Here is a 20,887-nt window from a genome sequence, read left to right as displayed (position 1 = left end):
CTTTCACCCCCGAAACCCTTGAGCCTCGTATAGTCAATTTGTATAAACAATGATAAACTTAAACGAGAAGTGAAAAAGAATGAAAAAAACTTGCAACGTACAGCACTTACTGACAAATGGGACAATTGCAACGTTTTGATGATTATCGACGATTGTGCGGGAGGGCGGATATGTGGATGTCTGTAATGTGAAGAACGCGCTGCGTGTACAGCAACGGGAAGCGCGTGACTCCATGGACCCGCTGACAAGGCAGAAGGCATCGGCTGTGGCCTGTCGGCATGCAATCGAGGCATGGGAGCAGCTTAGAATAGACAGAAACGGGGATAAGCTAACATTATTTAGTTATCTCTCTTTTGGCAGCGAGATTTCTACGACTCCCCTCATTGAGCATTGCTGGTCACAGGGAGATCGTGTCTTGGCCCCGAGAGTGGATTCGGTAACCCGAACCATGGAGCTGAGGGAGATGGATCAGTATGAAAATATGGTGCCCGGCGTATGGAACATCCCTGAGCCTGCATTGACATGCAAGGAATGGTTGCCTGAAATGTGGACGGGAATCGACTGGGTTGTTGTGCCCGGCTTGGCCTTTGATCGTCGTGGAGGCAGAATCGGCTATGGCGGAGGCTACTATGATCGCTTTACCGCACAGGTAGAGGCAGAGAAGCGTAATAACGGCTCTGTAGGTCCGCTTTATGTCTCGCTGCTGCTGCCGGGACAATTGTTGGCACAAGTACCCATGGAGCCAGGAGATTTGCGAGTGGACCTGCTGTTTACACCTGAAGGACGCTTAGATTGTAATCATGCAAAATCGACAAATGATGAATGAAGTAAAGTTGGGTATGTGAAAGGAGCTGTGAGGGAGTCGTGGATTCCTTTACTCATTTTAACGAACAGGGACGAGCTCGTATGGTAGATATTTCGGGCAAAACGTCTACGGTTCGTACAGCAGTCGCCGTGACTCAGATTACGATGAACCCGGCTACATTGACGGCTGTAAAAGAAGGCAGAATCGGCAAAGGTGATGTTCTTGCTGTGGCCCAGGTCGCGGGGATTCAAGGCGCGAAAAAAACGTCAGACTGGATACCGATGTGTCATCCGCTGGCTCTGACAGGCGTGAACATTACTTTTTCCGATAATGGACATGATGTACTTCATATTGAAGTTGAAGTGAAGACCGAGGGTAAGACGGGTGTAGAAATGGAAGCTTTGACAGCGGCTTCAGCCGCAGCGTTAACCGTGTATGATATGTGCAAGGCGCTGCAAAAAGATATGATCATCGGCCCTACCATGCTGCAATCCAAAACGGGTGGCAAGCATGGGGATTTTCAAAGGGAGGACCACCGGAAACCTTGACATAGACAACATTGTCGCCGAGAGGGTACTGTGATGTGATGGAGGATGCAGCGTGGCTGTTTCTGATTTTCAGAAGAGAAAGTATTCTTTCATGATAGGAGAAGGGTGATCTTATGGTGTGGAAAACGGCGATCCTAACAGCCAGTGATAAAGGGGCAAGGGGAGAGCGTGAGGATACAAGCGCACAGGTCATCCGGGAACTCGTCGAAGAAGAACTGGGCGGAGAGATTGTGGAATACCGGATCGTTCCCGATGAACCGGATGAGATTATTGCAGCTTTAATCGAAATGACCGATTATTTTCATGCAGACTTGGTGCTAACTACGGGCGGAACCGAACTGGCGATCCGTGATGTGACGCCTGAGGCGACCAGACGGGTCGTGGAACGGGAAGTGCCAGGTATGGCGGAAGCCATGAGAATGATCGTGATGCAGAAAAATCCGGCGGCCATGCTTTTTCGTGGAATCGTGGGGATACGCGGACGTACATTGATTGTTAATTTGCCAGGAACGCCCAAAGGCGTGCATGAAAACTTGGCAGCAATTATGGATCAGCTCCCGGAAGCGTTGCTCATGGTGACAGGTCAGTTCCGGTAGAAGGCAGCCCGTGTGTGTGGTATGATACCTGTAAGAATTTATATGGCCGAATATGGACAGAGGTTATCATTTTGTCCGTCAACATAAGGAGGATTACTACACATGCCCAATATTGGAGCACCGGGTTATATTTTGTTAATTATTCTGGCGCTGCTGCTATTTGGTCCGAACAAGCTGCCTGAGCTGGGCCGAGCTGTAGGGCGTACATTCCGTGAATTTAAAAACGGGGCACGCGATATTTTATCTGAAGATGAACGGACTGGGCGTAAAGAAAGCAAAGATAGTGTGGTCCAAGCATCACAGACGACGTCAGAAGTTCAACCTCAGCCTGAGGATAAACGCTTGTCATAGATTTAGTTATTCATTTTTGCTGCTTGTATAATAAACATGAGCCTCTTCTTCAGTGAAGGGCTTTATTTTTTAGGAGGCGCTGCTGCGTGCCGTTCAGAAAGGAGGAATAGGCTTGACCCCATCAGAGCATGAAATGCCGCTAATGGAACATCTGGGTGAGCTTCGTCGACGAATAATTTATGTGCTGATTGTATTTGTATTGGCGCTGGTTGGTGGATTGTTCGCGGCGGGTTCTGTCTATAACTGGCTTATTCGCTCCGGTTCGGCGCAAGCTTTTCAGTTAAATGCATTTTCCTTTTGGGACGGAATCGGTATCTACATGAAGATCGCCATGATCATTGGGATTGCAGTGGCGTTACCATTTGCATGCTACCAATTGTGGAAGTTTGTCAGCCCGGGATTAAGGCCGCAAGAACGGAGTGCAACCTTGCGATATGTGCCTTATGTGCTGCTTTTGTTCATTATTGGCGCAGCTTTTGCTTATTTCATTATTTTCCCGATGGCGATTCAGTTTACATCGTCCGTCACCAAAAGTATGGGATTGCAGGAAACGTACGGTATTGCGCAATATTTCACCTTTATGTTTAATATTGTGTTGCCTGTAGCGTTGCTGTTTGAACTCCCCCTGCTGATCATGTTTCTGACAGGGATTCGTGTATTAACCCCGATGAGGCTTCGCAAATGGCGGAAGATTTCTTATTTCCTGCTTGTTTTTGTCGCTGTTGTTATCACTCCGCCGGATTTTATATCCGATTTTTTGGTGGCGATTCCGTTGCTGGTGCTGTATGAAGCGAGTGTATACTTGTCATCAGTCGTGTACCGCAAGCAACTGCGTGCACAGGAGGAACAGGAGGCCCAATTGCGTGTAGCTGCGGAATAATAAGCAGGGCCTGAACGGCTCAATAACTAATTTCTCTAAAATTGATCAACATAGCTGTCTTAAAAATAACCATTAGCCTTGAGTTAACGGTTATTTTTAGGATAGGTGGATATAATCGAGAATGGCTGCCCATAAAAATTCCCATAAAAAATACATTAGGGACTTGAAATTCAATCTCAAGTTGAGTATCATAAAGTTGGTTGTTAGCACTGACGACTGTTGAGTGCTAATACATACAACATAACAACCAAATTACAGGATAAACACTTAATAAGGAGGCTATTTTTCATGATCAAACCTTTGGGTGAACGCGTATTGGTGGAAGCAATTGAGCAAGAAACAACGACTTCCTTCGGAATCGTACTTCCTGACTCTGCCAAGGAAAAGCCGCAAGAAGGCAAAATTATCGCGGTTGGCGCAGGCGCATTGAAAGACGGTGCCCGTATTCCTCTGGAAGTAAAAGAAGGCGACCGTGTCATTTTCTCCAAATACGCTGGAACGGAAATCAAATATGAAGGTAAAGAATATTTGATTATGAAAGAAAGCGATATCCACGCGATCATCGGTTAACCGGGACCCGGACAAGACCTAAATATAGGAATTGAAACAAATCATTCATAATCCATAGGGAGGTTTATCACAAATGGCTAAAGACATTAAATTCAGTGAAGACGCTCGCCGCTCCATGCTGCGCGGGGTAGATGCATTGGCTAACGCTGTTAAAGTAACACTCGGACCGAAAGGCCGTAACGTTGTACTGGAGAAAAAATTCGGTAGCCCGCTCATCACTAATGACGGTGTAACGATTGCAAAAGAAATCGAGCTGGAAGACGCGTTCGAAAACATGGGCGCTCAACTGGTTAAAGAAGTAGCAACCAAAACAAACGATGTAGCTGGTGACGGTACGACTACGGCTACTGTTTTGGCTCAAGCCCTCATCACTGAAGGTTTGAAAAACGTAACTGCTGGCGCAAGCCCAATCGGTATCCGTAAAGGGATCGACAAAGCGGTTAAAGCAGCAGTTGCTGAACTGCAAGCTATCTCCAAACCAATCGAAAGCAAACAATCCATTGCTCAAGTAGCTGGTATTTCCGCTGCTGATGATGAAGTAGGCGAACTGATCGCTGAAGCTATGGAAAAAGTGGGCAAAGACGGTGTCATCACTGTTGAAGAATCCCGCGGTTTTGCAACAGAACTGGAAGTAGTTGAAGGTATGCAGTTTGACCGTGGCTACATTTCTCCGTACATGATTACAGATACGGACAAAATGGAAGCTGTACTGGACAATCCATATATCTTGATTACTGACAAGAAAATCACAAACACACAAGAAATCCTGCCATTGCTTGAAAAAATCGTACAACAAGGCAAGCCACTCGTTCTGATCGCTGAAGACATCGAAGGCGAAGCGCTGGCTATGCTCGTTGTCAACAAGCTGCGTGGTACATTCAATGCTGTAGCTGTTAAAGCTCCTGGCTTTGGTGACCGTCGTAAAGCAATGCTGCAAGATATCGCTGCCCTGACAGGCGGCCAAGTAATCACAGAAGAACTGGGTCTGGACCTGAAAACAGCTTCTGTGGACCAACTGGGTACAGCACGTCAAGTGCGTATTACAAAAGAAAACACGATTGTGGTTGACGGTGCTGGAAACAAAGCCGACATCGACGCTCGTGTTAGCCAAATCCGCACGCAACTGGAAGAAACTACTTCAGAGTTCGACAAAGAGAAACTGCAAGAGCGTCTGGCTAAATTGTCCGGCGGCGTAGCAGTAATCAAAGTCGGTGCGGCTACTGAAACAGAATTGAAAGAACGCAAACTGCGCATCGAAGATGCTCTGAACGCAACCCGTGCTGCGGTTGAAGAAGGTATCGTATCCGGTGGTGGTGTAGCGCTCCTGAACGTATACAATGCAGTTGCTGCTGTTGAGCTGCAAGGCGACGAGCAAACAGGCGTCAACATCGTGTTGCGCGCTCTGGAAGCTCCAATCCGTACAATTGCTGCTAATGCAGGCGAAGAAGGCTCTGTTATCGTTGAGCGTCTGAAACGCGAAGAAGTAGGCGTTGGTTTCAACGCAGCTACTGGTGAGTGGGTAAACATGATTGACGCAGGTATCGTTGACCCTGCGAAAGTAACTCGTTATGCATTGCAAAACGCTGCTTCCGTAGCGGCTATGTTCCTGACTACTGAAGCAGTTATCGCTGACAAGCCAGAACCAGAAAAGGCTACAATGCCTGACATGGGCGGCATGGGCGGAATGGGCGGCATGATGTAATAAACCAAAAAACCCTTGTTGCACCAAGGGTTTGATGGATTGCTATATTGATTTGTTAACATTTTGTTAACTCTGATCAGATTTTTTTGAGGCTCTCATTAGTTCGCTGAACTTTTGAGCAGCCTCTTTTCTTTTTGGCTTAGTTATATGAAGATATATTCTGCGTGTTATCTCATCGTTTGCATGTCCTAACCGCTGCATGATTTGTTCAAGAGTGGCTCCGGCTTCAGCTAATAGTGATGTATGAGTGTGGCGAAGTGAGTGGGGGGTAAGATCGGGATTTAGGCCAGCTAGTTTTAGTAATCGCTTCATCCGAAGTTCAACCATTTTTATTACTTGAGGATATCCAGCGAATTTACCGATTCTTGCGAATATGAAACCTTGGTCGTGATAAGTTTTTGGTCTTTTTGATTTCTCTATTTGTTGAATGGTTAACAAGTTTTGGAATCCTATAATGATTTCGTGATCAACATCTATTTCGCGAACCGATGATACAGTTTTAGGTGTGTTGAGTTTGTAAAGAGCGTAATTATTATTTGGGTTATATAGAGTTTTCGTTATTCTTATCTTGTCATCTTCGAAGTTGACATCCAGTCTTTTTAATGCACATAACTCACCGACTCTCACGCCTGTATAGGCCAATGTATTAAAGGTTTCAAAATCATTATCCAATCCATGGTCTTGAGCGATCTGTAGAAAATGGACGAGTTCATCCCTTTCTAAATACTTAGGTAGCTCGTTATTTTCTTCAAGCTCTTGGACTGTTTTCTGACGCTTAGGCACAAAAGCAGTTGATGTAGGATCTGTTTTCAAAGCCCCAATTTTTAAACCGTATGAAAATATCATTCTGCCGGTTGAGTGTACACCTGATAACGTATTGTCTGCTAGTTTATTCTGTAGACTTATGAGTGCATCCTGATACATTTGTTCAGTGATTGAAGCTGCATTGAGCTTTGCAAAGAATGGTGACAAGTTTTCTTTTTCATTAGTTCTGATTCGGATCGTACCATCTTTTTTTGGTTTTCCATGAGAACTATAATATTTCAACCACTTGTCCGCTAATTCTTCAAAAGTCATTTTGGTTTCTTCTTTGAATACGCCTCGATTTATCTCGGACAGCATATCCGCGGCAGCAGCTTGCGCTTCTTTTTTAGTCTTAAACCCGCCTTTTCCCTTTTGCTTTCTTTTACCTGTTTTCGGATCAGTACCTATGCTAATCATAAATGACCAGGTGGACCCTCTTTTATAGAAACTTCCTTCCAATTTCTAACACTCCTTTTATTGTCTGAAATGCCCCACATAAACTCCACAAACTATAAATTCATTTGGTGTCACCTCCATGGACTGATAAGAATCATTCTCTGGAACAAGGTTAAATTTTGCAGAACCTTCAGACCATTTCATTCTCTTTAAAATGCCTTCTTCGCCGTTAACGATAACAGCAACGATTTGTCCATTGAATTCCGCCCAGTTTTCTCTCCTCATGAAAACAATGTCGCCATCATTAATGCCTGCATTGACCATAGAATCACCTTTTACTCTTAGAGCATAGTCTGGTTGTTTTTGTTTCATAAAAGGATAGTTTATGTATTCTTCAATATTGTTTTCTGCAATTATCCCGTCACCAGCACAGATTGATCCGATCAGAGGTATCGGTTTTGCGTATTTGACTAGAGTCAAATACTCTCCTAGTTTTGGAGAATACTTATTCAATATATTTTCAAGAGTATTAATTACGTCATTCTTTTGTTCAATGTTAAGATCGCCACGCAGATACTCAGATTTAATATCGTCTAAAGTAGCATGGGAAAACAAATCCGCAGTCTGTGGATCGACGAATAAGCTAACAATTTCTCTATGTAAGTCTTTATCAACATTTGTAAATAAGAACACTTTATCAATAAGGGCATAAATTCGGTTGTCGAGTTCCTCGTTTTCGTTCATGAAATTAGCAAGAAACGTCTCATGATTTTCTTCTAACCCCTCGAGATAACCCGCCGCTTTCATTAGTTCACCGTATGTAACCCCGTCCAGATGACGAGAAATTTGCATAAGAGTGTTAGGCAAAGGTAACTGCGCATTCTTTTCAATTCGAGTGAGAGTGGCAGCCGAGATTCCACTCTTGTCAGCAAAATCTTTCTTTGTTTTATAACCGCTTGCAAGTCTTTTTTCTTTAATAATTTCACCTATTGTTTTTTCGCTCATTGCCTTCAAAAATCTCCCTTCATCTAATGGCTAAAGAAACTATAACATAAATATTGCGTGCACGCAATTATTTACCCAAAACATATTGCGTGCTCGTAATCGCTGTAATATACTTAAATTGCGAGGACGAAATTACAAAATAATAAATTGCGAGGACGCAATTCGAGGGGTGATACAATGAAAAAATTCGTCGTCCGACTAAAAGTTAAAGAGCTAATGAAAGCTCAAATTGATAAGGATATCACTACGGATAGAGAACTTGCTGATCTGATGAATGTGAATCTTACTCAAATTTGGAGGACTAAACTTCCTGTAGATGATGAACGCCATAATGCACCTGGTAACCAGTTCATAGCTGGTGTGATGGAAGTCTTTGGCGGGAGATTCGAAGACTATTTTTACATTGAAGAAGTTGAAGATGTGAAAAAGAAAAAGAAGAGCGTTCCAGCATTAACCTAAGTAGAAACGAGGTGTATGTAATGACAAAGACGAAAAAAAAGCATTGGGATGAACTCCCAGACAGTTTGACTGCTCAAGACATTGCTGATTTTTTTGGACTAACCCGGCGTACTGTTTATGACATATTCGACCTTAGTCCTTCACATGGTGGCATCCCGAATTATTCCATAGGCACTTCCCGTCGCGCGGATAAAGAAGATGTAAGAGCGTGGAAAGATAACTTAAAACAAAAACACCTTAAAAATTTTGCTTGAGGGGAGAAACAGTATGACTCAATTAGTATTCATTGAAAATGGACAAACCGTAACAGACAGCCTCACAGTAGCGGAGGTATTTAAAAAGGAACACAAACATGTGCTACGGGATATCAAATCACTTGAGTGCAGCGAGGAATTTATAGAGTCCAATTTTGGACTCATTGATTACACTGATTCACGCAATCGTACACAACAAAAATACATTATCTCTCAAGACGGTTTCTCGTTCTTGGCAATGGGCTACACAGGAAAAGAAGCAGCACGCTTCAAAGAAATGTACATCACAGAGTTTAATCGTATGAAAGATGAAATCTCCAAGCCGCCTGTACTCACGGAACGGCAAGCAATCATACAATCTCTCAAGCTTACGGCTGAGATGGCAGAGGAAGTCGAAGTGGTGAAAGCCACTACAGCAGAACACGGTACTAAACTGGTGGAGATTGAGCAGAAGTTGGACAAGCAGATCACTTTAAACAGCGGTCAACAACGAACGCTGCAAAGAGCAATTTCCAAAAAGGTGTACGCCATTGAGCCAGATAAGGACGCACGAGGCGAGTTATTCCAACAACTTCACCGAGAAATCAAAGATCGCTGGCAAGTAACATCTTATAAGGATGTGCTTCGGAAAGAACTGGAGAACGTCCTGAACTACATTACCTACTGGCGTCCTATTAAGAAAGGAGAATGATTATGCACGACGCACAAAAACGGTTAAACGAACTTGAAAATATGTACGATGCATTAGCAAATAACCCAAGTTGGGTTCATCCAGAAGTATCTCAAGCATCTTTTGGCTGGATGCTTAAAGAGATTTTGGACTTACGTGTTGTATTGGGTGTCTCATGATTACATGTGGATGCTGCGGTGCTGAAGCTAAGTATTTGGTATATGAAGACAACCAACCACACTGCAAAGAATGCATGTTGGACGCTGTTGAGTGTAAAAATCAGGTACTGGTGAGGGTGATAGACGATGCATATGGGAATAAGGATCAAGGCCAGTGATGAATTTGAAGATAGGTTTGCCTTAACTTTAGTCGGTGGTTGGGTAGTAGATGGACCACGTCCTAAATTTGCGTTCAGAAATGAGACGCAGCGCCGGGAGTATGACCGGATCAGAAAACAGATTAGGGAGGGTGATAGGAATGCAGAATCTACAAACAGCCCAGCAACACGTCCAGTCAGTTATCCGCAGATTAGAAGCAATCGAGGAAAACACGGGTACCCGTTGTAACTCACCTGAGTCTATTTTAGAAGCTCTGATGGAAATGTTCCGGTATAAGGATATCCCTAAAATGGTGGACGAGCTTAAGCAAGTGGATTTATACCTGGAAAGCAAAATGACTCCGGTTGCAGCCGAAGTCAAATCAAACTATTAATAAACATTTCACGGTCACTATAACAAAAATTTAGGAGGATGTAAATATGAGTTTTGACGATCAACAACCAATTGACTACCAAAATTACTTGCCGGAGGCGCCGCCTTCCTTTAGATCAACCACTACAGAAATGGCAGTAACACGCCAAACAGAAGAAGTAAAAGCTGCTATTTTCATGGCTAAACAGTTCCCACGGGATCAACAGGCATCTTTTAACCGTATCATGCTTTCTTGTCAGCGGAAAAAGCTTGCAGAAGAAGCGGAATATGAGTATCCAAAAGGCGGTAGCAAGGTTTCTGGTCCATCTATCCGACTAGCTGAGGTCTTGGCGCAGTCATGGGGGAACATTGACTATGGGTTGATTGAGCTCGAGCAACGAAACGGAGAGTCTAAGGCTATGGCCTATGCATGGGACATTGAAACGAATACACGCCGTCAAATTGTTTTTACAGTCAAGCACGAACGTAAGGCGGGAAACACCACAAAGCAGCTCACTGAAGCGCGTGACGTTTACGAGGTTGTAGCTAATATGGGAAGCCGTAGGATGCGTGCATGCATCCTCGGGGTAATCCCGGGTGATATAGTGGATGCCGCTCTTGCAGAGTGCCGAAAAACGTTGGTAAACAGCTATACAGAGCCGCTTGCTGACCGTGTAAGGAAAGCATTCCAACAGTTCCAAGAGAAGTATGGTGTCAACAAAGAAATGATTGAGAAGTGCATAGGATGCGCTCAAGACGCATTTACAGAAAATGATTACCTTCGTATCGGGAACATCTGGAAGTCGCTCAGAGACGGTATGGGCAAACGTGAAGACTATTTTGACTTCGGGGCGGGTCATGTTCCTAGCGCCGCTGAATTGGAATTTAAAGCGCAACAGGAAGCGGAAAAAGCAAAGGCGGACGGTGATCCTAATGTTGCTGAATGAAGAAAACTATTATTCCCAGGAGGCTAACCTAGCCTATTGGAGTAACAGCCAGTATAAGGAGTTCCGGGACTGTGAAGCGCGAGCTATGGCTAGGCTTCAAGGCTGGACAGAACCAGCTACAGATGCGCTTCTGGTTGGCTCGTATGTGCATGCTTATTTTGAGGGGCCGGAGGCTTTTCAAAGATTCAAAGATAGTAACCCTGAAATAATTTCTTCTCGCGGCGGGACCAAGGGGAAACTAAAATCGCAGTTCCAAAATGCCAACAAAATGATAGAAACCATAAAAAGTGATGCACTTTGTATGTTTGTTCTTCAGGGAAAAAAAGAGGTCATTATGACCGCCAAATTTGCCGGGGCTAATTGGAAAATCAAAATGGATAATTACGCATTAGAACGTAACCGATTCTCAGATATTAAAACGGTTCAAGAAATTAATAAAGAGTCCTGGGACCAAGAAAACGGCTATGTGTCTTTCGTGGAGCAGAACCATTATGTTACACAGATGGCCCTATATGCAGAGATTGAACGCATTGTGCAGCAGCGTGACGGCTGGATTGAGCCTATCATCGTTGCGGTTTCGAAGCAGGACCCGCCAGACAAAGCGGTTATAGGGATAAATGCTTTTGACATAAAACGCGAACTTGAAGGTATTGCGGCGAACATGCCGCACTTAATCGAAGTCAAAGCAGGTTTAGTAAAACCACACCGTTGCGAACGCTGTCGTTACTGCCGGGAGACGAAACAACTTAACCAAATAATCCACTATTCGGATTTGATTAATAGATAAAGGGGCTAACCAAATTGTTAAACCGAGTGATATTGATCGGCCGTTTGACCAAGGATCCTGAATTACGATATACACCGTCTGGTATGGCAAATTGCACATACACCCTAGCAGTGGACAGACCTTTCACTAATCAGGGTGGCGAACGTGAAGCGGATTTCTTGCAGATCGTAACTTGGCGGCAGCTTGCCGAGACGTGCGCCAACTATCTTCGTAAAGGTCGCTTAACGGCTGTAGAAGGTCGGGTTCAAGTAAGAAACTATGAAAACAATGAGGGGAAACGTGTTTACGTCACTGAAATTGTGGCTGATAACGTCCGGTTCCTTGAATCAAGCAAGAATGATAGTGGAAGCAGACAGCAGCCTTCAACCAGAAACAACAATGATCCTTTTTCTGACGATGGCAAACCAATTGATATAGCAGACGAAGATCTTCCTTTTTAGAGATTGGAGGCGTGCAGCATGATACAGTACGGATTTCATCCAGCTCCTAAACCAGCCAAGAGCAAACGTGTGAAGCTCACACAGAAGCAGAAAGGCGATATAAGCCAGCAGGTAGATAAGCAGCTTAAAGCGCGGTCACATGGCTTGTGCGAGCTGTGTAACGCCGCCAGAGCAACAGAAAGGTCGCATTTGACTGGTCGCCCTCATTTGGATGAGAAAACGAAGGTAACTGACCTAATACATTTATGTACTCCTTGTCATGATTGGTTAGATGAGACGCCCGAAGGGATCAGGTCGCGGAATTTTATCGCAAGAGCAATTAATACGGTGTTGGAACACCAAGCAACTAAGTAGGTGGTGACATGGACGGATGGATCAGCCTCCATCGGAAGTTGATTGAAAGCGAGATATGGGAGAAGCCGCCTCTTTACATCAAAGTGTGGGTTTTCCTCCTTATATCTGCTCAGCATACGGATTATAAAGGGCTTAAGCCAGGTCAGGTAAGGACGTCTATTCCGGAAATCATAGAGGCTTGTAAATGGCGTGTTGGAGCTCGGATTGAGCGTCCTACCAAGGACCAAATTTACCAAGTAATTGAGTGGCTACGAAAACCCAACGAAGGGGGTCGCGAAAGCAACGCGAAAGCAACGATGATCACGACGACGAAAGCAACGCAAGGGATGCTGATAAACATAAGTAACTACGGGGTTTATCAGACTTCGGACGAACGCGAAGGCAACGGCGAAAGCAACGGCGAAAAAGCTACGAAACCGCCACGAAAGCAACGGCAACCCAACAATATAAACAATAATGATAATAACAACAATAATGAACAACAAGAAAAAGATATATATGATTTTTGGAATTCTCTCGAAATTATAAAACACCGAGAACTGACTCAAAAAATGAAATCTAGTATAAATGCCAGATTGAAAAATATGAGCTTCGAGGAAATGAAAAAAGCCATAAGCAATTACAACGCCATTATAAAAAGCGATTTATATTGGTACACCTACAAATTCACTTTGGAAAAATTCATGAGTCCTAAAAACATTGACCAGTTTTTAAGCGAAAACAATCCATTTGAAACATTTAAAAAGCAACGGGGAGGTGGTAACGGTGGAAAGTATGGGCAAGGTCATGCAAGAGATGCAGAAGCGGATCGAAAGGATGCGGGCAAACACGAAGAAAGATTCATCGGTAAGCATGGACAAGCCAGCGACAGAGACGCAGCAGAGCTCGACCGGATGGTCCGCGAGTTTGAGTAACGAAGGCTGCGCCAAATGCAATTATACCGGGACCATTAATACATTCCGTTGGGTAACAGATGAAAGCTATACAGATAAACACGGCAACCCTATGCCACGAGAGGTAGCTACGGTAGAACTCTGCAGTTGCTATTATGAACGTCAATTTCAGAGTTATAACCCTTCTGAATCATTTTCAGAAAAGGAGTTAGGCTACACTTTCAAAAATGCCGTCATGGATGATTACAACCGAGAACAATTTGCGACAGCCGTAGAGTTCGTCAGAGACATCCAGAGCCACATGAAGGACGGAACATGGCTCTATATATTCGGAGACGACAAACGGGCTCAGGAAGCCCAAAAAGAGGCAGATTATGAGGTGTCTGCTTTTGGTACCGGAAAAACATACATGATGCAGTGTATCGCGAATGCCCTGACCCGGCGAAAGATCCCTGGATTGTTTGTCAAAGAAGAAAAGCTGTTCGGTGATATCAAATCTACCTATAACCGTGAAAGTGATGAAACCGAAGAAGAAGTGCTTCAACGTTATTATAAAGTTCCGATTCTTATGATTGACGATATTTTCACTGCTGGATACAAAGATTGGGCGGAAGGCAAGTTGTTCAGCATCCTTGAGGAACGGGAGAGACAAAGCAAAGTAACGATAATGACCAGCAACTTTGCTCCGGGTCGCATACGCCACAGACTTCCAGAGAACGGCGGAAAAATAGCCAGTCGGATAAATGGTAACTCGAAAATGATAGAACTGCTTGGACCGGACCGCAGGCCGCAGTGAGACTCCAATAAGAAGGGAAGAAGATAGATGTTTGAACATCCGACAGAGAAATGCCCATATTGCTCCTGTGAATGCCATGCGGATTGGGTCGATACTGGTTTTGGTCATATGGGTGCTTATGTCCAGTGTGGTCCATATTATTGTCAAGCATGTGGAGCTTCCGAGATAGGGGCATACGACAATCCAAGGGAGCTGTCAGAACAGGAGGAGCAAACGGGATGGTACAAACCGGGCTCACCAGTATCTGATAAAGCTAATACCTATAACGGCAAGCCAGTTGATCATAAGACAGCAAAAGAATTCGGCAACATCTATGAAACCCCACTGGAGGATACCCCATGAATCCAATAGAAGCAAAACGGATTGATGCATTCTACCAAAAGGAACGCGGCTACAAGATTAAAGACCAGCGAGGGCAAACGGTAGCCGAAGTATATTACCTCAGCCGCCGCCTGACTCCAGCAAAACGAATGACCATCTTAAGGAGGACGAGCCATAGATGGAGCGACTAATATTACCGGGACTGGCCCCGAGCGTTAACCATATGTACCGTAATGCAATGGTTAGAGGGCGGCGTATGCGGATTAAAACTAAGGTAGCAGAACAATGGTTTTCAAACACGATTTTAGTTGCTAAGGTGTGGCGACAAAAAAACAAGTGGTCTACAGCCACAGGAAAGGTCGCCGTGCGGCTTTGGTTCTACTTCCCGGACAAACGGAGGCGCGACACACACAACGCCTTAAAAGCCCTGCTAGACGCCTTAGAAGATGCAGGACTATATGAGGACGACAAGATGGCTCTGCCACAAATAATAGATTTTGAAATTGATCGGCAAAACCCACGTATAGAAATTGAGTTTGAAAAAATGACAGGATAAGGGTGGGGAGTATGGATGAAACCAACGTAATCCGAATGGTGATGGAAAACCAAAGGCTTGTACACAAGGCTGCTCAAAAATATCTGGAAGTATGTAGAACCAAACGCATTGATTATGAAGATATGGTCAGTGAAGGGAATATCGGTTTACTGCTTGCTGCAAGAAGGTTCGACGCAAGCCGGGGATACGCATTTTCCACATTCGCTACACGCTATATTCATGGGCATATGTTGATATATATAAACGACAAAAGCGAATTAATCAGGGTGCCAAGAAACCAAAAAACACGCGGTAACATGGAACAAAAATTTAAATATGTATCATTCAACCGAAAAATATATCGGGATGACAAAGATGGGGATTCCGGCAAGACGATGGGGAACATTTTAAGCCGAGCGATGACGATAAAACAGGTTTGTACGTCAAGGAATTTTTGGACATGTTGACACCAAAACAACGGGTAATTGTCGAAGGGCTGATGCAAGGAAAAACACAGCAGACAATGGCTAAAATAACCGGCATGAGCAGGCAAAACATGTCTGACAATGTTATCAAAAAGATACGAAACAAAATGAAATTATATCAGCAGCTATCATCGGAATAGAATCGGCTAGAATGACGGATAAATGATTAGTTAATTCCTATAACAACGTATAAAGGAGTATTGGCGATGGAGAACAAGACCCTTAAATATATCCCTGGCTATTACCCATATCGTATCGACGAAAACGGAAAAGTATTTGCTCCACATGCGAAAACAGGCTTTCCTGTTTTGGTAAAAGAGAGCAATCGGATGGTAAATGTCCGTCAAGATGGGCGAGCAAAGAGAGTAAAAGTAGCTGAATTATACCGTAGAGCATTTAACAAGCTGCTACCAGAGGATTAAATATATAGCCCCCAAGGGCAGAGAGGACAGGCCCAGGGGATAAGAAGGAGGGAACAGCCCTCCATAAGGGGGATACACCCCCTACTACCTATAAAGGAGAGATACAGAATGCCGAGACTAAAATTTGAAATGTGGAAATGTCAGACAAAACGAGGCTACATGTCACGTTTTACGGATGGGCGGGGTATAAGTACCGATTCATGGTGGGACAGCCCTCAATTAAGCATAGATCATGTTGGAACTGAATACCTAAAACAATCTCATCGTCACCCGAATACGAGGAATGACAGACATATTAACTTTATTAAAGATAGATACAAAGTGGAGATGGCAAGATTGAAGGCAAGTGAGGGAGAGGCATAACAGCCTCTTACCCTACCAAATACAAATATCAAAGGAGCGATTTAGAAATGGAAAAAGTTAAATTGTCTGAGCTGCCAAATGAAACAATGTTGAGCTATGAGGATTCTAATTGCACACTTACGCCCGATCAACTACGTGAACAAGCGAATGAGGATGGAGACCTGATGTTGCATACATGGTATGTCGCCAATGAGCATCGGTGGCATCCGGACGCAAAGACCATGCTCCGTCAGTACATCGAAACACAATATAACGAAATGTACGAAGATTGGGATGACAGGGCGTTTGATTGCTTGAAGCAAGAACATTATGACCAGATTCAGGCTGTGCTTAACGAAGCATTCAACGGTGATCACGCAACAAAATACTGGATGTTAGACGGACCAGAAGTAATTATCGACACGCTGGATCAACCGAACGCCTAAACAGGGGCCTTCTGGCCTCTTACCCTATACCCCTATAAGGAGATGAATATAAATGCTAGTTGAATGGAAATTGTCTATCGGCTATCCAGGCGCATGTAGAGAGGGAGCAGTCGAGATTGACGACGAGGATGTAGAAGGTAAGAGCAGGGAAGAAATCGACCAAATGATAAACGAAGCTATATGGGAAGATGCCTCGCAGTATATTGATTCATACCCTACCAATACGGATGAAATCGAAGAGGCTATTAAAAGGCTGACTGGAGGCGGTAAAGGTGAGTGATACACCTCAAACGTCGAATAGAGCGGTTTTACACGGATGAAGATGGCGAACTGGTATTTGCACTTTACGAAGACATAGATGGATACGTGCATTACAGATACTGCACGTTTGATACGGATAAGCACAGCATGTTGTCAGTGCTGTTTGAAAAAGAATTCAAGGAGGAACAGTCATGAGTGAACGGACAGTAGATTTAATCCGTACAGATTTGCAGCAGGCTAAAAACGAAGCGAAGAAAAATATCCTATTACCAGTTAGAGAGGTAGAAGACCTGCTTGCCCTGGTAGACTCACTCCAACAGCAGGTAAATGGCTTGAATGAGGAAAGCCTAGCTAACTTCCAAACGGCTGCGGAGAGAGGCAAGCAGCTTGCAGAGAGGGAGCGGACAATAGCCCGGATATCTGCTGACCTGGAATCATCAGTTTCAAGTCAATTAAACATGACAGACAAAGCATACAGATACCAAAAGGCACTGGAAGAAGCCAAGACAGCTATACAGAAGAACTTAGCATTTGCTAACAAGGATGAACAGTCTCTATTATCGGCGTTTAACCATATCAACAAGGCATTAGGGGAGTAACCACCAATACAATACGCTCCTTAAAGAGCGTTGGAAGGATGATAGATATGAACGAGCAAGGAAAAGTATATAAGAGAGCATTGGAACGAGTTAAGAAGGGCGATATAGACAAGGATTATGTTCTGCTCTTGGCTCGAAGGGTAGATGAGCTTGAAAAGACCAATTCAAAACTTATTAGAGATATGCTCGAAATAGTTAACGGAATCGAAGGTCAGCAGGAAGAACCAATAGAGTTTAATTATGACGAATGTGCAGAATATATTTTCAACAAACTTATCGAAAAGGGTATAGCCGTGAGTATTGTTGATATTGGTTTGATTCTGAGGCTTGAGTACGAATACGGCGGTGAGATTGGATTGTACGTGGATTAAACCAATACAAGGTGTAGGACCTACACCCACTAAGGGAGGATATATATGAATAAGCATGAGTTGAAGCTATGGCCTGAATACTTCCAAGCTGTGTGGGACGGAACAAAGACATTTGAGGTACGTTTGAATGATCGGGATTACCAGGTAGGCGACATGCTGGTGCTGCTCGAATGGGACCCAGTAAAAAACGAATGGACAGGCTCAGGGATATGCAAACGAGTCACTTACATCTTGGATAACCCGAATTTTGTAAAAGAGGGATATGTCATTATGGGTCTGGCTTCATGGGGAAGTAAGGAGAAACAACAATGACAGATAAACCACGTTTAATAGATGCAGATAAGCTCATAAAACAGCTACAAGATAATCGCGATCTCTTTGCAGAGGATAAGTTTGGCTCTCCATCCTACAATATGGGACGTGTAGACTCGTATCACACGATGATCACATGGATAAATAATGGACACTTTGATCCAGACCCACCACACCATCCAGATATACAGGCTGAATCCCTTATACAACAAAAAGATGCAGAGATAGAAAGACTGAAGAAGATAATTAAGGAAGCCAATGATGAAAATGAACGGTTGTTGAGTGGAGAAGAAACGGAGGAATACGAATCCGCTCTGACTGAACTGCTCAAGGAGAACACCCCATGATAAGAGCCTATACCTCTATATTATGCGCATTACTGTTATATGTGGGTGTAGTCAGTATAGATAGGTATATGATTATCACGTCGATTGAACCGAACACATTGAGCGAAGGAAGGAATGGGAATGTCAGTTAACAACGATAAAGTGACAGCTAAGAGTTTTTGGGTTTGGACCAAGAAAGCAGAGATAAAGAACCCAGCGCATTCACGTGAAGGCGATCCAGTCCATGAAAGATATCTCTATGAGGCTCCTAAGTTTATGTTGGATGATGGGCTTATACAGGATTCGGCAGATTCGCCGCGTGAGGGGCAGACAACAATATTTGATTTCATCTAGGAGGTGCTAATATGATACCGGACGAGGATACGGAACAAACACCCGTTGTAACAGACTTGGGAGGGGCTACAGCATTAAGCTACCGCAAGGCAAGGAACATAGCTGCAAGGATATATAAGAAGGCTGACGCGGACGATAAGAAGATCATTTCCGGTATGATATCCGACTGTGAGTTTACGGAAGAGTGGTTAGTTACCGGGAGAAGACCAGGGAATAAGCGTGGGATTGAGAGGCGAGCAGCATACCAACGTGAACAGTTAGTTGACCCACTAAAGATGCAGGCGTATGTAAGCAACTCCAAAGCAGGAAGTCCAAGTAATCTAACAGACTGGCAAAGATTTCAGATTCAGGATGCATTATCGCGCTTAAGTGAAAGGGAACGAGAATGTTATGTAATGGCGCATGGAGAGTGTTTTTCATTCGGGGAGATTGGTAATATGCTGGGTATTAGTAAGGGCTCAGTTGAAGAGTATGTCCAACGAGCACAAAGAAAAATAACAGAAGATTTAAATTTTAGCTTATTTTTAATATAAAAGGAAATATATTGAATAAACTAGACGGGCATATTACAATATTTATGAAAAGGAGATGATAATATGAAGAAACTATTATTAGCTGCATCAATGGTTTTGCTTTTATCATTAAGTGCGGGAATAGCAAGTGCTGCAGAATCAACAGTTGCCCCAGCCGCTTCTAAAGTCCTTACGTACACAATTACATTAAAGGTCGGACAAACTTACCAATTAGGATATAACCCTTCTTATGGGCGCCACTACACTTATTATGTTTCTGGCTATGCAAAGGATTGTTTCTCGGTTAGCAGTAATGGCTTGTTAACAGCTACGGAATATAATCCCCAAGTGATGTCTTGGGAAGATTACGGTGTCGTTAATGTTGTGGATGCTAACGGTAATGATGTTGAAGAAGTACATGTAAGAATAATTCAATAGATCACTCAGAACATTTCCTTCTATATTGGGAGATGTTCTTATTATTTTGAACGATAAAAATTTGTCTTACGAATGCCACCTATAGGTGAAACCTATTATATTTTATCTTTATATAACCAAATTCAATAAAAACATAGCGAACAAACATATCTGGAAAATGATTGATATATTTGTTACTATGAATAAGCCAGAAGAAAATATCGCTAAGGAGACATAGGTAGTAGGAGCTCTGTAGTGAAAAGGAGATTTTTGATCGCGCGCATAGTATGTTAGACAAATCAGAACACGAGGAGGCAATCCAAGTGCAATAAATATGTAGATCTAATCTCTATACGAGATTCACAAATACTCGTTTATTGTATTTACGACTGTAAAGCCGTGTGTTCTACAATGTCTAAAAAAAGGGAAAGACCAAGAGCCCCCACTCTTGGTCTTTTTCTTATTGTCCTATTAACTTGTTGAGCACACTGTGCCTTGGCATATTTCTTTAAAGTGGTTAATCCGTTAGCCAATCTATGTGCTAGCCTACCTGACATCTCTTGAAAAGGTAAAGGTGTCAGGGTGTTAAAGTACCCATGGTCATAAAGACGGTGAAGACTCTAGCTATAGAAACAGTGCACCCTTATTGCGTTGTTATTAGCGCTTTAGTAAGTCAATGATATCGACAGTCAGAGCCGCTATCGCGATTGCCAGAGAAATTATCTCGAAAGGTGTCAAGGTGGAGTCCTGTCCGATTGCGAACAACCACCGCTTTTTGGCACCACAGGAATTATATCATTATTTCAATCACTAGAAAATCATAAATTTACCAAAAGTCTAAATATTTTGGGAACCATACCGCATGTATAAGGGAGCGGCAGTGGCAAGCGCATGACGGAGGGTTAGGGCGCAACTAAATAAGCAAGCATGAGGGCATCGGTATACGGTGTCCTTTTTGCTATGTACAGGAGGAAACAAACGATGGCACAGAATTATGCGTATCTCGATCAATATGGCATCCTGCATCTACACGATGAGGAACACGCCAAACAGCACGGCAAACATGTTGCTACTGAGTTGCAAGCAGACGAAAGCGGCTATCCAGTCGTAGAGGGCAACGGTGTAGTCTACTACAGTAATGAGGATGCAGCATACATCAAGGGTAACCGTAAAGATGGACAACGTATCAGCACGCCAGCTGTAATTAAACAGTTGGTTGATCAACTCAAGTAACTCTA

38 protein-coding genes are annotated in these 20,887 nt (G+C 43.6%); 36 read left to right on the top strand and 2 right to left on the bottom strand.

Features of this window, described 5'->3' with window-relative positions:
• The first annotated feature begins 172 nt into the window (after positions 1-172).
• From G7035_RS02435 to groL, 7 genes are all read left to right on the top strand, one after another.
• On the top strand, positions 173-826 hold the full coding sequence (locus G7035_RS02435; protein WP_019686446.1) for a 5-formyltetrahydrofolate cyclo-ligase: 654 nt from the start codon (positions 173-175) through the stop codon (positions 824-826).
• A gap of 38 nt (positions 827-864) precedes the next feature.
• Positions 865-1,353 (top strand): cyclic pyranopterin monophosphate synthase MoaC, encoded by a 489-nt coding sequence (moaC, locus tag G7035_RS02430; protein ID WP_017426496.1) that lies wholly within the window; start codon positions 865-867, stop codon positions 1,351-1,353.
• 113 nt (positions 1,354-1,466) lie between these two features.
• On the top strand, positions 1,467-1,949 hold the full coding sequence (locus tag G7035_RS02425) for a MogA/MoaB family molybdenum cofactor biosynthesis protein (protein WP_013369877.1): 483 nt from the start codon (positions 1,467-1,469) through the stop codon (positions 1,947-1,949).
• 102 nt (positions 1,950-2,051) lie between these two features.
• Positions 2,052-2,300, top strand: a complete 249-nt coding sequence (locus tag G7035_RS02420) for a twin-arginine translocase TatA/TatE family subunit (protein ID WP_016821198.1) — start codon at positions 2,052-2,054, stop codon at positions 2,298-2,300.
• A gap of 112 nt (positions 2,301-2,412) precedes the next feature.
• Positions 2,413-3,180 carry a twin-arginine translocase subunit TatC gene (gene tatC / locus G7035_RS02415; RefSeq protein WP_019686447.1) on the top strand — a complete coding sequence of 256 codons (768 nt, stop codon included), beginning with the start codon at positions 2,413-2,415 and terminating at the stop codon, positions 3,178-3,180.
• Between the two features lie 288 nt (positions 3,181-3,468).
• Complete coding sequence (groES, locus tag G7035_RS02410; RefSeq protein WP_007429271.1) at positions 3,469-3,750, top strand: co-chaperone GroES; 282 nt, start codon at positions 3,469-3,471, stop codon at positions 3,748-3,750.
• A 73-nt stretch (positions 3,751-3,823) separates the two neighbouring features.
• Entirely contained in the window at positions 3,824-5,452 is a 1,629-nt protein-coding gene (groL, locus tag G7035_RS02405; RefSeq protein WP_019686448.1) for a chaperonin GroEL, read from the top strand.
• Between the two features lie 66 nt (positions 5,453-5,518).
• Here the strand turns inward: groL and G7035_RS02400 are convergent, their stop codons facing one another.
• Together G7035_RS02400 and G7035_RS02395 are read right to left on the bottom strand one after the other, a co-directional pair.
• A complete protein-coding gene (locus G7035_RS02400; RefSeq protein ID WP_172494059.1) occupies positions 5,519-6,673 on the bottom strand; it encodes a tyrosine-type recombinase/integrase in 1,155 nt (384 codons plus the stop codon).
• A 57-nt stretch (positions 6,674-6,730) separates the two neighbouring features.
• Complete coding sequence (locus tag G7035_RS02395; RefSeq protein ID WP_019686450.1) at positions 6,731-7,657, bottom strand: helix-turn-helix domain-containing protein; 927 nt, start codon at positions 7,655-7,657, stop codon at positions 6,731-6,733.
• A gap of 177 nt (positions 7,658-7,834) precedes the next feature.
• Here G7035_RS02395 and G7035_RS02390 point away from each other — a divergent pair, with 177 nt between their 5' ends.
• From G7035_RS02390 to G7035_RS02255, 29 genes are all read left to right on the top strand, one after another.
• Positions 7,835-8,116 carry a hypothetical protein gene (locus G7035_RS02390; RefSeq protein ID WP_019686451.1) on the top strand — a complete coding sequence of 94 codons (282 nt, stop codon included), beginning with the start codon at positions 7,835-7,837 and terminating at the stop codon, positions 8,114-8,116.
• Between the two features lie 20 nt (positions 8,117-8,136).
• Entirely contained in the window at positions 8,137-8,370 is a 234-nt protein-coding gene (locus G7035_RS02385; protein WP_019686452.1) for a helix-turn-helix domain-containing protein, read from the top strand.
• A 13-nt stretch (positions 8,371-8,383) separates the two neighbouring features.
• On the top strand, positions 8,384-9,061 hold the full coding sequence (locus G7035_RS02380; RefSeq protein ID WP_019686453.1) for a Rha family transcriptional regulator: 678 nt from the start codon (positions 8,384-8,386) through the stop codon (positions 9,059-9,061).
• A gap of 2 nt (positions 9,062-9,063) precedes the next feature.
• On the top strand, positions 9,064-9,219 hold the full coding sequence (locus G7035_RS02375; RefSeq protein WP_019686454.1) for a hypothetical protein: 156 nt from the start codon (positions 9,064-9,066) through the stop codon (positions 9,217-9,219).
• Positions 9,220-9,517: 298 nt separating this feature from the next.
• Positions 9,518-9,751, top strand: coding sequence for a hypothetical protein (locus tag G7035_RS02370; RefSeq protein WP_019686456.1), 234 nt, complete (start codon positions 9,518-9,520; stop codon positions 9,749-9,751).
• Positions 9,752-9,797: 46 nt separating this feature from the next.
• The gene (locus G7035_RS02365) at positions 9,798-10,676 is read left to right on the top strand and encodes a hypothetical protein (protein WP_019686457.1); all 879 of its coding nucleotides are present in this window, start codon (positions 9,798-9,800) and stop codon (positions 10,674-10,676) included.
• A complete protein-coding gene (locus G7035_RS02360; RefSeq protein ID WP_019686458.1) occupies positions 10,663-11,463 on the top strand; it encodes a PD-(D/E)XK nuclease-like domain-containing protein in 801 nt (266 codons plus the stop codon). The genes G7035_RS02365 and G7035_RS02360 overlap by 14 nt, the downstream gene beginning before the upstream one ends.
• A gap of 14 nt (positions 11,464-11,477) precedes the next feature.
• A complete protein-coding gene (gene ssb / locus G7035_RS02355) occupies positions 11,478-11,903 on the top strand; it encodes a single-stranded DNA-binding protein (protein ID WP_019686459.1) in 426 nt (141 codons plus the stop codon).
• 18 nt (positions 11,904-11,921) lie between these two features.
• Positions 11,922-12,257, top strand: a complete 336-nt coding sequence (locus tag G7035_RS02350; protein ID WP_019686460.1) for a hypothetical protein — start codon at positions 11,922-11,924, stop codon at positions 12,255-12,257.
• A gap of 8 nt (positions 12,258-12,265) precedes the next feature.
• Entirely contained in the window at positions 12,266-13,171 is a 906-nt protein-coding gene (locus G7035_RS27160) for a hypothetical protein (RefSeq protein ID WP_019686461.1), read from the top strand.
• Positions 13,053-13,946 (top strand): DnaA ATPase domain-containing protein, encoded by an 894-nt coding sequence (locus G7035_RS27780; protein ID WP_330165456.1) that lies wholly within the window; start codon positions 13,053-13,055, stop codon positions 13,944-13,946. Before G7035_RS27160 ends, G7035_RS27780 begins: the two co-directional genes overlap by 119 nt.
• Positions 13,947-13,973: 27 nt before the next feature.
• On the top strand, positions 13,974-14,288 hold the full coding sequence (locus G7035_RS02340; protein ID WP_019686463.1) for a hypothetical protein: 315 nt from the start codon (positions 13,974-13,976) through the stop codon (positions 14,286-14,288).
• Positions 14,285-14,458 carry a hypothetical protein gene (locus tag G7035_RS02335; RefSeq protein WP_019686464.1) on the top strand — a complete coding sequence of 58 codons (174 nt, stop codon included), beginning with the start codon at positions 14,285-14,287 and terminating at the stop codon, positions 14,456-14,458. Before G7035_RS02340 ends, G7035_RS02335 begins: the two co-directional genes overlap by 4 nt.
• The gene (locus G7035_RS02330) at positions 14,446-14,823 is read left to right on the top strand and encodes a RusA family crossover junction endodeoxyribonuclease (protein WP_019686465.1); all 378 of its coding nucleotides are present in this window, start codon (positions 14,446-14,448) and stop codon (positions 14,821-14,823) included. Before G7035_RS02335 ends, G7035_RS02330 begins: the two co-directional genes overlap by 13 nt.
• A gap of 11 nt (positions 14,824-14,834) precedes the next feature.
• Positions 14,835-15,269, top strand: a complete 435-nt coding sequence (locus G7035_RS02325; protein ID WP_019686466.1) for a sigma-70 family RNA polymerase sigma factor — start codon at positions 14,835-14,837, stop codon at positions 15,267-15,269.
• On the top strand, positions 15,263-15,427 hold the full coding sequence (locus G7035_RS02320; RefSeq protein WP_019686467.1) for a hypothetical protein: 165 nt from the start codon (positions 15,263-15,265) through the stop codon (positions 15,425-15,427). The genes G7035_RS02325 and G7035_RS02320 overlap by 7 nt, the downstream gene beginning before the upstream one ends.
• Positions 15,428-15,493: 66 nt before the next feature.
• The gene (locus tag G7035_RS02315) at positions 15,494-15,709 is read left to right on the top strand and encodes a hypothetical protein (RefSeq protein ID WP_019686468.1); all 216 of its coding nucleotides are present in this window, start codon (positions 15,494-15,496) and stop codon (positions 15,707-15,709) included.
• 108 nt (positions 15,710-15,817) lie between these two features.
• A complete protein-coding gene (locus G7035_RS02310) occupies positions 15,818-16,072 on the top strand; it encodes a hypothetical protein (protein ID WP_019686469.1) in 255 nt (84 codons plus the stop codon).
• A gap of 47 nt (positions 16,073-16,119) precedes the next feature.
• The gene (locus G7035_RS02305; protein WP_019686470.1) at positions 16,120-16,497 is read left to right on the top strand and encodes a hypothetical protein; all 378 of its coding nucleotides are present in this window, start codon (positions 16,120-16,122) and stop codon (positions 16,495-16,497) included.
• Positions 16,498-16,549: 52 nt separating this feature from the next.
• Complete coding sequence (locus G7035_RS02300) at positions 16,550-16,777, top strand: DUF7167 family protein (protein ID WP_019686471.1); 228 nt, start codon at positions 16,550-16,552, stop codon at positions 16,775-16,777.
• Positions 16,774-16,953 (top strand): hypothetical protein, encoded by a 180-nt coding sequence (locus tag G7035_RS02295; protein ID WP_019686472.1) that lies wholly within the window; start codon positions 16,774-16,776, stop codon positions 16,951-16,953. The genes G7035_RS02300 and G7035_RS02295 overlap by 4 nt, the downstream gene beginning before the upstream one ends.
• A complete protein-coding gene (locus tag G7035_RS02290; RefSeq protein ID WP_019686473.1) occupies positions 16,950-17,357 on the top strand; it encodes a hypothetical protein in 408 nt (135 codons plus the stop codon). Before G7035_RS02295 ends, G7035_RS02290 begins: the two co-directional genes overlap by 4 nt.
• Positions 17,358-17,404: 47 nt before the next feature.
• Positions 17,405-17,728 carry a hypothetical protein gene (locus G7035_RS02285; protein WP_115293092.1) on the top strand — a complete coding sequence of 108 codons (324 nt, stop codon included), beginning with the start codon at positions 17,405-17,407 and terminating at the stop codon, positions 17,726-17,728.
• A 45-nt stretch (positions 17,729-17,773) separates the two neighbouring features.
• On the top strand, positions 17,774-18,040 hold the full coding sequence (locus G7035_RS02280) for an ASCH/PUA domain-containing protein (protein WP_019686475.1): 267 nt from the start codon (positions 17,774-17,776) through the stop codon (positions 18,038-18,040).
• Positions 18,037-18,387, top strand: a complete 351-nt coding sequence (locus tag G7035_RS02275) for a hypothetical protein (RefSeq protein WP_019686476.1) — start codon at positions 18,037-18,039, stop codon at positions 18,385-18,387. Before G7035_RS02280 ends, G7035_RS02275 begins: the two co-directional genes overlap by 4 nt.
• Before the next feature lie 120 nt (positions 18,388-18,507).
• The gene (locus tag G7035_RS02270; protein WP_019686478.1) at positions 18,508-18,720 is read left to right on the top strand and encodes a hypothetical protein; all 213 of its coding nucleotides are present in this window, start codon (positions 18,508-18,510) and stop codon (positions 18,718-18,720) included.
• An 11-nt stretch (positions 18,721-18,731) separates the two neighbouring features.
• Entirely contained in the window at positions 18,732-19,253 is a 522-nt protein-coding gene (locus tag G7035_RS02265) for a sigma factor-like helix-turn-helix DNA-binding protein (RefSeq protein ID WP_019686479.1), read from the top strand.
• Between the two features lie 63 nt (positions 19,254-19,316).
• Entirely contained in the window at positions 19,317-19,670 is a 354-nt protein-coding gene (locus G7035_RS02260; RefSeq protein WP_019686480.1) for a hypothetical protein, read from the top strand.
• Positions 19,671-20,630: 960 nt separating this feature from the next.
• Positions 20,631-20,882, top strand: coding sequence for a hypothetical protein (locus tag G7035_RS02255; RefSeq protein WP_019686481.1), 252 nt, complete (start codon positions 20,631-20,633; stop codon positions 20,880-20,882).
• Positions 20,883-20,887: the final 5 nt, after the last annotated feature.

This window comes from Paenibacillus polymyxa (genome assembly GCF_015710975.1).
Taxonomy (GTDB): Bacteria; Bacillota; Bacilli; order Paenibacillales; family Paenibacillaceae; genus Paenibacillus; species Paenibacillus polymyxa.
The sequence above is the reverse complement of the archived record's forward strand: the minus strand, read 5'-3'. Positions and strand labels throughout refer to the sequence as shown.